General features: G+C 61.2%; 12 protein-coding genes. 4 read left to right on the top strand and 8 right to left on the bottom strand.

Annotated features, from left to right (window positions below; translation table 11 throughout):
* Positions 1-30: 30 nt before the first annotated feature.
* The gene (gene ssuD / locus QZ766_RS12060) at positions 31-1203 is read right to left on the bottom strand and encodes an FMNH2-dependent alkanesulfonate monooxygenase (RefSeq protein ID WP_297202217.1); all 1173 of its coding nucleotides are present in this window, start codon (positions 1201-1203) and stop codon (positions 31-33) included.
* 272 nt (positions 1204-1475) lie between these two features.
* Between ssuD and QZ766_RS12055 the strand changes: the two genes are divergently transcribed.
* Complete coding sequence (locus QZ766_RS12055; protein ID WP_297202214.1) at positions 1476-3401, top strand: sigma-54-dependent Fis family transcriptional regulator; 1926 nt, start codon at positions 1476-1478, stop codon at positions 3399-3401.
* Positions 3402-3406: 5 nt separating this feature from the next.
* Here the strand turns inward: QZ766_RS12055 and QZ766_RS12050 are convergent, their stop codons facing one another.
* Positions 3407-4579 (bottom strand): PLP-dependent aminotransferase family protein, encoded by a 1173-nt coding sequence (locus QZ766_RS12050; protein WP_297202328.1) that lies wholly within the window; start codon positions 4577-4579, stop codon positions 3407-3409.
* Between the two features lie 187 nt (positions 4580-4766).
* On the opposite strand from QZ766_RS12050, the gene xni reads away from it, so the two are divergent.
* Complete coding sequence (xni, locus tag QZ766_RS12045; RefSeq protein WP_297202211.1) at positions 4767-5522, top strand: flap endonuclease Xni; 756 nt, start codon at positions 4767-4769, stop codon at positions 5520-5522.
* Between the two features lie 45 nt (positions 5523-5567).
* Here xni and rlmM read toward each other — a convergent pair whose 3' ends face one another.
* From rlmM to QZ766_RS12025, 4 genes are all read right to left on the bottom strand, one after another.
* Positions 5568-6668, bottom strand: a complete 1101-nt coding sequence (rlmM, locus tag QZ766_RS12040; protein ID WP_297202207.1) for a 23S rRNA (cytidine(2498)-2'-O)-methyltransferase RlmM — start codon at positions 6666-6668, stop codon at positions 5568-5570.
* Positions 6661-7056, bottom strand: coding sequence for a DUF423 domain-containing protein (locus QZ766_RS12035; RefSeq protein WP_297202205.1), 396 nt, complete (start codon positions 7054-7056; stop codon positions 6661-6663). Before QZ766_RS12035 ends, rlmM begins: the two co-directional genes overlap by 8 nt.
* Before the next feature lie 9 nt (positions 7057-7065).
* Positions 7066-8010, bottom strand: coding sequence for a glycine cleavage system transcriptional regulator GcvA (gcvA, locus tag QZ766_RS12030; protein ID WP_297202202.1), 945 nt, complete (start codon positions 8008-8010; stop codon positions 7066-7068).
* A 352-nt stretch (positions 8011-8362) separates the two neighbouring features.
* Entirely contained in the window at positions 8363-8590 is a 228-nt protein-coding gene (locus QZ766_RS12025; protein ID WP_297202199.1) for a YgdI/YgdR family lipoprotein, read from the bottom strand.
* 234 nt (positions 8591-8824) lie between these two features.
* On the opposite strand from QZ766_RS12025, the gene csdA reads away from it, so the two are divergent.
* The gene (gene csdA / locus QZ766_RS12020) at positions 8825-10030 is read left to right on the top strand and encodes a cysteine desulfurase CsdA (RefSeq protein ID WP_297202196.1); all 1206 of its coding nucleotides are present in this window, start codon (positions 8825-8827) and stop codon (positions 10028-10030) included.
* Positions 10031-10474: a cysteine desulfurase sulfur acceptor subunit CsdE gene (gene csdE / locus QZ766_RS12015; protein WP_297202193.1), complete on the top strand. Its 444-nt coding sequence runs from the start codon at positions 10031-10033 to the stop codon at positions 10472-10474.
* Here the strand turns inward: csdE and tcdA are convergent.
* Complete coding sequence (tcdA, locus tag QZ766_RS12010; RefSeq protein WP_297202191.1) at positions 10465-11271, bottom strand: tRNA cyclic N6-threonylcarbamoyladenosine(37) synthase TcdA; 807 nt, start codon at positions 11269-11271, stop codon at positions 10465-10467. The two genes, csdE and tcdA, sit on opposite strands and share 10 nt — an antisense overlap.
* An 11-nt stretch (positions 11272-11282) precedes the next feature.
* Complete coding sequence (gene mltA, locus QZ766_RS12005; RefSeq protein ID WP_297202188.1) at positions 11283-12386, bottom strand: murein transglycosylase A; 1104 nt, start codon at positions 12384-12386, stop codon at positions 11283-11285.
* Positions 12387-12554: the final 168 nt, after the last annotated feature.

The raw sequence follows: 12554 nt of genomic DNA, 5'->3' as shown, positions 1-12554 counted from the left end.
TTGACTCCCTTCCGGTTCAGGGCCGCGCGTTCAGCTGGCGCTGGCCTGCTTCGCCGGGCGCCTGTCGCCGCCGATGGTTTCACCAAACGGGCCGGTGTTAACGGAGCGCGATTTCGCCTGCGCCGCACCGCTGACCGGCAGCAGAGGCATTACCAGCTCGGCAAAGCGGTGCGCCTCCTCAAGATGAGGATAGCCGGAGAAGATAAAATTGCTGATGCCCAGCGCCTGATATTCACGGATGCGCTCCGCCACCTGCTGCGGGTTACCCACCAGCGCGGTGCCCGCGCCGCCGCGCACCAGGCCGACCCCGGCCCACAGATTCGGGGCAATGCGCAGGTTGTCGCGGGAGCCTTTGTGCAGGGCACTCATGCGCGCCTGGCCGGTGGAGTCCATGCGGGCGAAAATCTGCTGCGCCTGGGCGATAGTGTCATCGTCGAGATGGGCAATCAGGCGGTCTGCCGCGGCCCAGGCCTCCTCTTCCGTCTCGCGAACAATGACGTGCAGGCGGATGCCGTACTCCAGGGTGCGGCCCCGGCTGGCGGCACGCTCGCGCACGACGGCGAGCTTTTGCGCCACCAGCGCCGGCGGCTCGCCCCAGGTCAGATAGGTATCAATCTGGTCCGCCGCCACGTCGATGGCCGGGTCCGAGGAGCCGCCAAAGTAGAGCGGCGGGCCGTTTTCCTGCGCCGGCGGAAACAGCACCTCGGCACCTTCGACATGAATATGCTTCCCGTGATAGTCCACCTTCTCGCCCTTCAGCAGGCGGGTGTAGACATCGAGAAACTCGCGGGTGACATCGTAGCGCTCGGCGTGGCTGAGGAAAATGCCGTCGCCCTTGTTCTCGACCGGATCGCCGCCGGTCACGACATTGATCAGCAGCCGCCCTTCCGACAGACGATCCAGCGTCGCCGCCATCCGCGCCGCCAGCGTCGGCGGCTGGAGGCCGGGACGCACCGCCACGAGATAGCGCAGCCGGCGGGTCAGCGGTGCAAGGGCGGAGGCCACCAGCCAGGCATCTTCACAGCTCTTGCCGGTGGGGATCAGCACGCCGTAATAGCCGAGGCTGTCCGCCGCCAGCGCCACCTGCTGCAGGTAAGGCAAATCCACCGGACGCCCGCCCTCCGCCGTTCCCAGATAGCGTCCGTCGCCGTGGGTGGGCAGAAACCAGAACAGATTGATGTTGTTTTGCGCGTCTCGGGTCATTATCTGTTTCCTATATAACCATATCTGGAATTTGTAGAAGGTAGCTTCTTGTTTGGTTATATGACCATTAGCGAGATCCGTGCCAATGCTGAAAATTAAAATAATACATTTAAATCAATAATATATTTTTTAACCCGGCCACGGCTTCTGTCGCTAATGCGACAGCCGCTGCCTGCCGGCTGTGGGTTTTGCAGCAGCTGGCGCGGGCCGGCCTCTGGCATCGGGCTCCGGTGCGGGATAAGTTGGGATCCCACGATGACCGGAGGTTGACCATGCTACATTCCGAGCCCGTCCTGATTGACCCGGCCTCCAGAGCGTTCCAGAGCCTGCTGGACAAACTGGCGCCCACCGATGCTACGGTGCTTATCGTTGGCGAAACCGGCACCGGTAAAGAGGTGGTGGCCCGCTATCTGCACCACCACAGCCCGCGCCGGCATCAGCCGTTTCTGGCGGTGAACTGCGGTGCGCTCACGGAAAGCCTGGCTGAAGCAGAGCTGTTCGGCCACGAAAAGGGCGCCTTCACCGGCGCAACCCAGGGCCATCCGGGCTGGTTTGAAGCCGCGGAGGGCGGAACGCTGCTGCTCGATGAAATTGGCGAGCTGAGCCTGCCCCTGCAGGTCAAGCTGCTGCGGGTACTGCAGGAGCGGGAAATAACCCGGGTCGGCTCCCGGCGGCCGGTCAAAGTGAACGTGCGGGTAATTGCCGCTACCCACGTCGATCTGGCGCTGGCTATCCGCGAGCGCCGCTTCCGGGAAGATCTCTACTACCGGCTTAATATCGCCATCGTGGCACTGCCCCCCCTGCGCCAGCGCCAGCAGGATATTCCGCTGCTGGCTAACCACTTTTTATCTCTGTACGCCCGCCGCCTCGGCCGCCCGGCGCGCCGGCTGGCGCCTGAAGCGCTGGCGCGGCTGACGGAATACCCGTGGCCCGGCAATATTCGCGAGCTGGAGAACACCCTGCACAACGCGGTGCTGCTGAGCAGGGAGGAAGAGATAGGCCCGGCGCAGCTGCGCCTGACGCCGCTGGGCTCGCCTGAGCCCGCCGCTGCCGCCAGCAGCGAGCTGGAGACCTTTATTCAGCACCAGCTCGATAAGCCGGAAGAGGATTTGTGGCAGAAAGTCACCGGGGCACTGGTGCGCGGGGCAATGGCCCACTGCCAGGACAACCAGAGCCAGGCCGCCGCGCTGCTCGGCATCAGCCGCCATAGCCTGCGCACCCAGCTCGCCCACCTCGGGGTGATAAAAAGCCGCCGCCAGCCGACGCCGCTGCGGCAAACCTTTTCGGCTTCCCGCAGCAGCCGGGAGCTGCGCATCGGCTATCAGCGCTTTGGCAATCTCGGAGTGCTGAAGGCGCGCCAGAGTCTGGAGGTCGCCTTCGCCGGGCTCGGCATCAGCGTGCTGTGGAGCGAGTTTCCCGCCGGGCCGCAGCTGCTGCACGCTCTCGCCTGCCGGGAGATCGATTTTGGCACTACCGGCGAGGCGCCGCCGATCTTTGCCCAGGCCGCCAGCAGCGATCTGCTGTACGTCGCCTGGGAGCCGCCGGCGCCGCGCAGCGTGGCGATGGTTGTGCCGCAGGAGAGCGACATCCGCAGCATTGCCGATCTGCGCGGCAGGCGGATTGCATTAAATAAGGGATCGAATGTGCACTGGCTGCTGGTGCAGATTCTGGAGGATGCGGGACTGTCGCTCAACGACGTGAAGGTGGTCTACACGCCGCCGAAATATCCGCTCACCGCCAGCGACTATCTGTCGGTGGACGCCTGGATGATGTGGGACCCGCTACTCAGCGATGCCGAGCTGCGGGGGGAGCTGCGGGTGGTGGCCAGCGGCGAAGGGCGGGTCAACAATCACCAGTTCTACCTCTCCCACCGGGAGTACGCCGCGCGCCACGCGGACATTATGCCGCGCCTGCTGGACGAGCTGACCCAGACCGGGCTGTTTATCGACCGCCAGCGCCGCGAAGCTGCCCGGCTGCTTTCAACAGAGCTTGGACTAAGTCCCGCGGCGCTGGAACAGGCCCTGGCCCGCCGCAGCCACAGCCCACGCCCGATGGCGCTGTCGGTAATCCGCGACCAGCAAACTATCGCCGATCGCTTTTACGCGCTGGGGATACTGAACCGGCCCATCGCGGTGCGGGACGCGGTCTGGTACGAAGAAACCCTCGGCGACGCGCGCCTGCTGTCGGCTATCTCCTGAGCGAATTACAGCGCCGCCTTCAGGCGACGCACCGCCTCCACCAGCTGATCATCGGTGGCGGTCGCGTAGGATAAGCGCAGGGTGCGGCGATCGGGATTGTCGCTAAAGAAGAACTCGCCGGGAACATACACCACGCCCTGCGCCAGCGTTTTTTGCAGCCAGGCGGTGGTATCGATGTCGTTACGGAAGGTCGCCCACAGGAACATCCCGCCCTGCGGCTGGTTGAAGGTGAGATGCTGGCCCAGCTCCTCCTCCAGCAGCTGCGACAGCCGCAGGCACTTCTGCTTATAGGCATCGCGGATAAGCGCTATCTGCGGCCCGAGGCGATCCAGCTTAAGGTAGGCGCTGACCAGCGACTGGGTAAAGGCATTGGCGTGCAGGTCGGTGGCCTGCTTCACAATGGCGACTTTCTGCTTCATCCATTCCGGCAGAATAATCCAGCCAACCCGCAGGCCCGGCGCGAGGATTTTTGAGAACGTGGAGGTGTAGGCGACGTGCGCCTCCAGCCCCTGTTCAGCGGCGGTCTGCAGCAGCGACTTCTCCCGGCGATCGGTAAAGGCGATTTCGCCGTAGGGATCGTCTTCGATAATCACAAAATCGTGTTCTGCCGCCAGCTTCACCAGCTTTTCACGCCGTTCGGCGCTGAGGGTGGTGCCGCTCGGATTCCCGAAGGTCGGCACAATGTATACGCACTTAACGCGGGTGGTTTTCAGCAACGCTTCCAGCTCGTCCACAATCATGCCCTGCTCGTCGCTGCTTACCGATTTTACGCTGGCGCCGGTGAGGGTCAGAATTTGCAGGGTCGCCAGATAAGTCGGGCGCTCAACCACAAACACGTCGCCTTCGTCCGCCAGGGCGCGGATCAGCAGATCCAGCGCCTGCTGGGAGCCGGAGGTGATCAGCAGGCGATCGCTGTCGGTGTTAATGCCGCGCTGGCGGCAGAGGGTGACCAGCTGCTCGCGCAGCTCGGCGCTGCCTTCGGTCAGGCCGTACTGAAATGCGTCATTGAACTGGGTGTCGAGCACCGCCTGGGTCGCCTGCGAGAGACCCTGCTTGTCGAACAGCTCCGCAGAGGGAATGCCCCCTGCAAGAGAGATGACGCCGGGCATTTTGCTGTGTTTGAGGAGTTCACGAATGGCGGAGGGCTGCAGTTTTTGAATTTTTTGCGCGAGGTGCATACTGTTACTCATTGTTATATCTCTTTTTGGTGTGTCAGAAATATACATAGCAACCTAACCGACATTCAACGACTTTTCCGCCCGCCGGCGGCTTTTGCGAGGCGCTTTCCCGAACCGGCACGCGCGCATAGCCCCTCCTTGCGCGAAATGGTAGGGTATGCCCGTCCGAGCTAAGAGAGTTTTTCCGATGGCTATTCATTTACTTATCGTCGACGCCCTGAACCTGATCCGCCGCATCCACGCGGTGCAGGGCTCCCCCTGCGTCGACACCTGCCTGCACGCCCTTGCGCAGCTGATTGTCCACAGCCGCCCCACCCACGCGGTGGCGGTGTTCGATGACGAAGCGCGCAACCAGAGCTGGCGGCACCAGCGGCTGCCGGACTACAAGGCCGGGCGGGCACCGATGCCGGAAGACCTGCATGCCGAAATGGACAACATCCGCCGGGCATTCGAGCAGCGCGGCGTACCGTGCTGGGCCTCTGCCGGCAACGAAGCCGACGATCTGGCCGCGACGCTGGCGGTAAAAGTGGCGGCGGCCGGGCAGCAGGCGACGATTGTCTCCACCGACAAAGGCTACTGCCAGCTGCTGTCGCCGACCATCCAGATCCGCGACTATTTTCAGAAGCGCTGGCTGGACGCGCCGTTTATTGCCGCCGAGTTTGGCGTGCGCCCCGAACAGCTGCCGGATTACTGGGGGCTGGCGGGGATTAGCAGTTCGAAAGTGCCGGGGGTGGCGGGTATCGGGCCGAAGAGCGCCACCGAACTGCTGAGCCAGCACGCCACGCTGGAGGCGCTCTACGCAGATCTGGAGGCAGTGCCGGAGAAGTGGCGCAAAAAGCTGGTGGAGCACCGGGAGATGGCGTTCATCTGCCGCGAGGTGGCGACGCTGCAAACCGATCTGGCGCTGGACGGCAATTTACAGCAGCTGCGGCTGGCGCAGTAAAAAGCGGCCCGCAGGCCGCTTGCTTAATTAGCGATGTCGGTAAGGCTAGCGCTCGTCCCGGCGCCCGCCCACGGCGGCCCACAGGCGGCGCACGTGAACAGTCACTTCTTCGCGATCGTGATACAGCTGGCGCGCCTGAATCTGCGCGTTAATGCCGTGCTCGTCGAGCTGGGCCTGAATATAGGCCAGATTCTGCGACACCTCTTCGTAGCGCTTTTTCATCGGCAGCTTGAGGTTAAAGATCGTTTCCCGGCACCAGCCGTTTACCAGCCACTGGGCCATCAGCGCCGCGACCTTCGCCGGTTTTTCGACCATGTCGCACACCATCCACGAGATGTTGTTGCGGGTCGGGCGATAGCGGAAGCCGTCTTCCCGCAGCCAGCTTACCTGGCCGGTGTCCATCAGGCTCTGGGCCATCGGGCCGTTATCCACCGAGGCAACCCACATGTTGCGCTTCACCAGCTGATAGGTCCAGCCGCCGGGGCAGGCGCCCAAATCCACGGCGTGCATGCCGTTCGCCAGGCGCTCGTCCCACTCGTCCGCCGGAATAAAGACGTGGAAGGCCTCTTCCAGCTTGAGGGTCGAGCGGCTCGGCGCATCGGACGGAAACTTCAGGCGCGGGATGCCCATGTAGAACGGCGAGTTATTAGTGGTTAATGAATAGCCCACGTAGCAGCAGCCCGGCGAAATAAAGAAGACGTGAACCACCGGGCGCTTCGGCGTTTCATAAGAGGTCAGCACCTTCGCCTCACGCAGCGCGGCGCGCAGCGGCACGGTAAACTTGCGGCAGAACTTCATCAGCTCTTTGCTTTCGTTGGTGTCCGCGACCTCAACCCGCAGGTCGCCGCCCTTCTCCACCACGCCCTGCAGCATGCCGACCACCGGGCTAACGCGATCTTCCGGCGGCAGATCCTTGAGCAGTTCGCCGGCCACGAACATCTGGCGGGCGAAAATCAGCGAGCTGAAAGGCAGATCCTTGATCAGTTTTTCGGCATCGCCGTCCTGATAGCACTCGAAAATCACGTAGCCGGACTGCTCTTTCACCCGGGCGAAGCCGAAGACGTTAAGGCGCGAAGCCTTGTCGGAAATCTCCGCCGCGCACTCTTTTTCGAAGCCCTGGCGGCAATACAGAATCACTTTATTCATGGGAACCGCCGCGGCGCTTGAGGCGAATCGCGCCGACCAGCATCAGCACCCAGCCGGCCAGGAAGCTGACGCCGCCGACCGGAGTGACGAACGCCCACAGGCGTAAATGGGACAGCGCCAGGCAGTACAGGCTGCCGCTAAAAAGCACCGTGCCGAGCGCCAGAAAGACGCTGCTCCAGTAAAACCAGATGCTAATGCGGCGCTGCATCGCCACCGCCAGCCCTAAAATTGCCAGCGTGTGGAAACCCTGATACTCAAGGCCGGTCTGGATCCAGCCCATCTCCACAACGCCCAAAGATTTACTCAGCATGTGGGCGCCAAAGGCGCCCAGCGCCACATACACAAAGCCGCTTATCGCGGTGAAAATCAGCATGAAACGACCGGTCATGTCATTATCCTAAAGAGGGTCCCGGACGGCGGGACCTAATTGTTCGTATCGAAAGCGGAATTTTTCCTGCTCGCTTGCCGCTTTGGCCAGAATCCACTGGCGGAAGGCGGCTATTTTACCCAGTTCAGCCTGGCTGTCATGACAAACCAGATAAAAGGCATTTTTGCTCACCAGTACATCATTAAACGGGCACACCAGACGGCCGGCTTCAATTTCAGACTGCGCCATCACGTTATTGGCCAGCGCAATGCCCTGCCCGTGAATGGCCGCCTGCAGCACCATCGCGCTGTGGCTGAAGATTGGGCCCTGCTGAACGTTAATATGATTTAAGCCCAGCTGGCGCGTGTAGGTCTGCCAGTCGCGGCGTGAAGCATCGTGTAACAGCGTATGTTGCGCCAAATCAGCGGGAGTTTTCAACGCTTTCTCGCCGGTGAGCAGCATCGGCGAGCAGACCGGCAGCAAATATTCCGCGTACAGCTTTTCAACCCGCAGCCCCGGCCAGTTGCCGCGGCCGTAGAAAATCGCCACGTCGACATCATCGGCGAGTTTATCTTCCTGGCGGTCCACCGCCTGGATTCTGACGTCGATTCCCGGATAAGCTGAGTTAAAGCTGGCAAGCCTCGGCACCAGCCAGTGAATGGCGAAACTGGGCAATAAACTGACGGTGAGCGCGCCTTTCGCGCTGCGGGCCTGAAGTTTACGGGTCGCTTCGGTTAATTGCGAAAAAATCTCTTTGATGTCCTGAAAATAGCTCTGCCCCTCTTCGGTCAGCAGTAGCGATCGATTACGGCGGCGAAACAGCTTCAGGCCGAGAAAATCTTCCAGGGACTTGATTTGGTGGCTTACCGCAGCCTGGGTGACAAACAGCTCGTCGGCGGCGCGGGTAAAGCTCAGATGGCGGGCGGCAGCATCAAATACACGTAATGCGTTGAGGGGAGGTAATCGCTTGGACATGATTGTTTTGGCTTAGATGTTGTCTGCATTTAACAATTAGATTACATCATGTAACCTATTAGTTTTTTTTATCTGAGCCATTATAAATTGTCCGTTGAGCTTCTACCAGCAAATACCTATAGTGGCGGCACTTCCTGAGCCGGAACGAAAAGTTTTTTCGGAATGCGTGTTCTGATGGGCTTTTGGCTTACGGTTGTGATGTTGTGTTGTTGTGTTTGCAATTGGTCTGGAGTTCAGACCTGGGTAGCGAGACTACCGCTTTTCACTTCCTGTACATTTACCCTGTCTGTCCATAGTGATTAATGTAGCACCGCAAAATTGCGGTGCTTTTTTTTGCTTTCAAATCAGCAAATTATTTACCCAGCTCGACCATCTCTTTGACATCAGAGCGGTTGATCTGCTGTTTGTTACCGTTGGCATCTTTATAAGAGATCATGCCGGTATCATTATCAGTCTGCGGCTTACCGTCAGAAATAATAGTGCGGCCATCAGTGGTGTGCAGCGCATAATTGCTGGAAGAGCAGGCGCTGAGAGCTAAAGTGAACAGGCAAGCTGAGATAATTGCGGCAGTCTTTTTCATGGTTTACTCCTTGTTTCCATATGTTTGTTTTTCGGTACCAGGTCAGTGAGGAGTTTTAGCAATAAATGCTATAGAAAACTCGTATATCTGCGAACTCATGTATGCACCTGACAGTTTTCAGCATAACGCACTATCCGAAACCTGCCAGAATTACCGGAAAATTCTGACAGTTATGCCCGCCTTGCCCAAAGAGCTAAATTGCGCGACGATCGCGCGATTGCAACGAGGAGAGCCATGAACGTTTTTAATCCGGCGCAGTTTCGCGCGCAGTTCCCGGCGCTGGCGGATGCCGGCACCTATCTCGATAGCGCCGCCACCGCGCTTAAACCCCAGGCGGTCATTGACGCTACCCAACAGTTTTACAGCCTCAGCGGCGGCAGCGTTCACCGCAGCCAGTTCGCCGCTGCCCGGGCGCTGACCGCGCGCTACGAAGCCGCGCGGGAGCGGGTTGCCCGGCTGATTAACGCGCCGGATAGCCACAATATTGTCTGGACCCGCGGCACCACCGAAGCCATCAATATGGTCGTTCAGAGCTACGCCCGCCCGCGCCTGCGCCCCGGCGACGAGATAATCGTCAGCGAGGCCGAGCACCACGCGAATCTGGTTCCCTGGCTGATGGTGGCCGAACAGACCGGCGCGCGCATCGTTAAGCTGCCGCTGGGCGCGGATCGCCTGCCGGATATCGCCCTTCTTCCGTCACTCATCACCGAACGCAGCCGCTTTCTGGCCCTGGGGCAGATGTCTAACGTCACCGGCGGCTGCCCGGACCTGCAGCAGGCCATTGCGCTGACCCACGCCGCCGGCATGCTGGTAATGGTGGACGGCGCTCAGGGCGCAGTGCACTGCCCGGCGGACGTGCAGGCGCTGGATATTGATTTCTACGCGTTTTCCGGCCACAAGCTGTACGGGCCAACCGGCATCGGCGCGCTGTACGGCAGGGGCGAACTGCTGGACGCCATGTCGCCCTGGCTCGGCGGCGGCAAAATGATTACCGAAGTCACCTTCGACGGCTTCAAAACCCAGCCGGTGCCCTACCGGCTGGAGGCGGGGACGCCGAACGTTGCCGGAGTCATTGGCCTGAGCGCGGCGCTGGAGTGGCTGGAAGGTATCGATATGGCCGGAGCCGAGCGCTGGAGCTGCGGGCTTGCAGACCGCGCTGAAGCCGCGCTGGCCAGCCGCCCCGGATTTACCGCTTTCCGCTGTCCCGGATCCAGCCTGCTGGCCTTTAATTTCGCCGGCGTTCATCACGCCGATATGGTAACGCTGCTGTCGGAGTACGGCATTGCCCTGCGCGCCGGGCAGCACTGCGCCCAGCCGCTGCTGGCCGCGCTCGGCGTCAGCGGCACGCTGCGCGCCTCTTTTGCGCCTTACAACACCGAGGACGACGTTGACGCCCTCGTGGCCGCCGTCGATCGCGCGCTTGAAATACTGGTGGATTAAATGACCGCATCTGCACCGCTTCAGTCCGGCACCGTCCTCTCTGAGGACGCGCTTCGTCAGACATTTGCCCCGCTCAGCCAGTGGGAAGATAAATATCGCCAGCTGATCCTGCTCGGCAAGCGGCTCCCGCCGCTGCCTGATGCGTTAAAAGCGCAGGCGCGGGAAATTGCCGGCTGCGAAAACCGCGTCTGGCTGGGCTACAGCCGCGCAACCGAAGGCACGCTGCACTTTTACGGCGACAGCGAGGGCAGAATTGTGAAGGGGCTGCTGGCGGTGCTGCTGGCCGCAGTAGACGGGAAAAGTCCCGCGCAGCTGCTGGCGGGGGATCCGCTGGCGCTGTTTGACGAGCTGGGCCTGCGCGGCCAGCTCAGCGCCTCGCGCAGTCAGGGGCTGACGGCGCTGGGCGACGCGGTACTCGCCGCCGCCCGCGAGGCTCAGGCCTGACGTTCGGCCTTCGCCATCATCTTTTTCAGGGCGTGGGACACGGCAACAAAGCCGAAGGTGGCGGTTACCATGGTGGCCGCGCCGAAGCCGGAAGCGCAGTCCATCCGCTTTGGCCCCTCCGCGGTGCTTTTCATCGCGCACACTGAACCATCTGACTGCGGATAAACCAGCGCCTCGCTGGAGAACACGCAGTCAACGCCCAGCTTGCCCTTGCTGTTTTTCACCACCCCAAAATCGTTTTTGAGCCGCTCACGCAGCTTGGCCGCCAGCGGATCCTGAATGGTTTTCGCCAGATCGGCCACCTGGATCTGCGTCGGATCGGTCTGCCCGCCCGCGCCGCCGGTGGTGACCAGCGGCACTTTATAGCGGCGGCACCAGGAGATAAGCGCCGCCTTCGGGCGCACGCTGTCGATGGCGTCAATCACGTAGCTGAAGCCGCCGCTCATGTACTCAGCGACGTTGTCCGGGGTAACGAAATCATCAATGACGGTGATCCGGCACTCGGGATTGATCAGGCGGATGCGCTCCGCCATCACCTCGGCCTTCGCCAGCCCGACGTTGCCGCCCAGGGCGTGAACCTGCCGGTTGGTGTTAGTCACGCAGACGTCGTCCATATCGATCATCGTAATGGCGCCGATGCCGGTGCGCGCCAGGGCTTCGGCAGCCCAGGAGCCCACGCCGCCGATGCCGACCACGCACACGTGCGCGTCGGCAAACAGCTGCAGCGCCTTCTCGCCGTACAAACGCGCCGTGCCGCCAAACCGCTGGCGCCAGGCGTCGCTAATTACTACTGACATAACAAACTCACTTAACCACGAAACACGTTGCCGTTACCGGCGCCCGGCGCGCTGCGCAATACCCAGACGCGGCCGTAATGATTGTACCAGCCCGCGCGGTGCCCGGCCTCGGATCCAATGCCCTGATAGATATCGAAGTGCTGGCCTTTAATGGCGCCGCCCACATCCAGCGCGACCATCAGGCGCAGCTCGTAGCGGCCGTTAAACTTGCCGTTGTTATCCAGCAGCGGGACTTCCGCCAGCAGCGTGGTGCCTGCAGGAACGATGCTGCGATCGGATGCTACCGAAGCGCGGCCCACCAGCGGCACGGCGCTGGCGCCTTTCACCGGCGCAAAGGACTGCGGTTTGAAGAAGACGAAGGACGGGTTGGCCTCAAGCAGCGCGCGCACTTCCGCCTCGCTGTGGGTTTCTCCCCAGTGGCGGATAGCCTGCATCGACATATCCTCTCTTTTCACTTCACCCTGATCGATCAGCACTTTACCGATGCTGCGGTAGGGCCAGCCGTTTTTCCCGGCGTAGCTAAAGAAGTTGAGCGGCGAGCCGTCGCCGAAGTCGATGTAGCCACTGCCCTGCACGTCCATAATAAAGTTGTCCATCAGGGAGTTGCTGTAGGCCAGCACGTAGCGGTCGCTAAGCTGTCCGGCGTAGATACCGGCGCGGGACGGCAGGCGGCCGCGCTTGGGCGGCATGCGGTAGATAGGATACTGGAACTCACCCTGGCGGGTGTGGCGGGCCTGAACCACCGGCGTGTAGTAGCCGGTAAACTGCACGTTGCCGTAGTTGTCAGCGCCCTGCATCTGCCAGGCGTCAAGGCCGTACTGCTTGAGAGTGCGGGTATCGCCGCCTGCGCGCAGCCACTCCTGCACCGCATTGAACACGCCGCTCTGATTGCCGTACAGGCGCGGCGACGCGTTACGAATTTCGTTGATCTGCTGGGCGAAGTCGCCACCGTTAATCGGCGCGCCCACGGCGTCAGGCTGATTAACCAGAGAGAAAGGCTGACGGAACTTGCCGTCGTTGTACTGCTGACCACGATCGGTCGGTTTAGACGAACAGGCTGCGAGCATCGCGACCAGCGCGCCTGTTGCCACTATTTTTGCCCAACGTCCTTTCATAATATCTCTTCTTCTTTATACATAAGCGGAATGCGTGATGAAGATAACAAACCACCGGGGCTATTGAAATGTGATAACGAGCTACCCGACGGGAATTGAATAAAAAAGCGACAAACAGCCCCCTTTTTACCCACTTACACGAGAAATTAGCGCTTTACCAGAAAAAAG

It is taken from the genome of uncultured Pluralibacter sp. (assembly GCF_913775985.1).
Classification (GTDB): domain Bacteria; phylum Pseudomonadota; class Gammaproteobacteria; order Enterobacterales; family Enterobacteriaceae; genus Pluralibacter.
The sequence above is the reverse complement of the archived record's forward strand: the minus strand, read 5'-3'. Positions and strand labels throughout refer to the sequence as shown.

What these genes read in the sequence shown, in the direction of transcription:
- gcvA (WP_297202202.1), bottom strand. Translation starts at nt 8,010, where the DNA reads ATGTCCAAGCGATTACCTCCCCTCAACGCATTACGTGTATTTGATGCT.
- QZ766_RS12035 (WP_297202205.1), bottom strand. Translation starts at nt 7,056, where the DNA reads ATGACCGGTCGTTTCATGCTGATTTTCACCGCGATAAGCGGCTTTGTG.
- rlmM (WP_297202207.1), bottom strand. Translation starts at nt 6,668, where the DNA reads ATGAATAAAGTGATTCTGTATTGCCGCCAGGGCTTCGAAAAAGAGTGC.
- QZ766_RS12055 (WP_297202214.1), top strand. Translation starts at nt 1,476, where the DNA reads ATGCTACATTCCGAGCCCGTCCTGATTGACCCGGCCTCCAGAGCGTTC.
- mltA (WP_297202188.1), bottom strand. Translation starts at nt 12,386, where the DNA reads ATGAAAGGACGTTGGGCAAAAATAGTGGCAACAGGCGCGCTGGTCGCG.
- csdE (WP_297202193.1), top strand. Translation starts at nt 10,031, where the DNA reads ATGACCGCATCTGCACCGCTTCAGTCCGGCACCGTCCTCTCTGAGGAC.
- tcdA (WP_297202191.1), bottom strand. Translation starts at nt 11,271, where the DNA reads ATGTCAGTAGTAATTAGCGACGCCTGGCGCCAGCGGTTTGGCGGCACG.
- csdA (WP_297202196.1), top strand. Translation starts at nt 8,825, where the DNA reads ATGAACGTTTTTAATCCGGCGCAGTTTCGCGCGCAGTTCCCGGCGCTG.
- QZ766_RS12050 (WP_297202328.1), bottom strand. Translation starts at nt 4,579, where the DNA reads ATGCACCTCGCGCAAAAAATTCAAAAACTGCAGCCCTCCGCCATTCGT.
- QZ766_RS12025 (WP_297202199.1), bottom strand. Translation starts at nt 8,590, where the DNA reads ATGAAAAAGACTGCCGCAATTATCTCAGCTTGCCTGTTCACTTTAGCT.
- ssuD (WP_297202217.1), bottom strand. Translation starts at nt 1,203, where the DNA reads ATGACCCGAGACGCGCAAAACAACATCAATCTGTTCTGGTTTCTGCCC.
- xni (WP_297202211.1), top strand. Translation starts at nt 4,767, where the DNA reads ATGGCTATTCATTTACTTATCGTCGACGCCCTGAACCTGATCCGCCGC.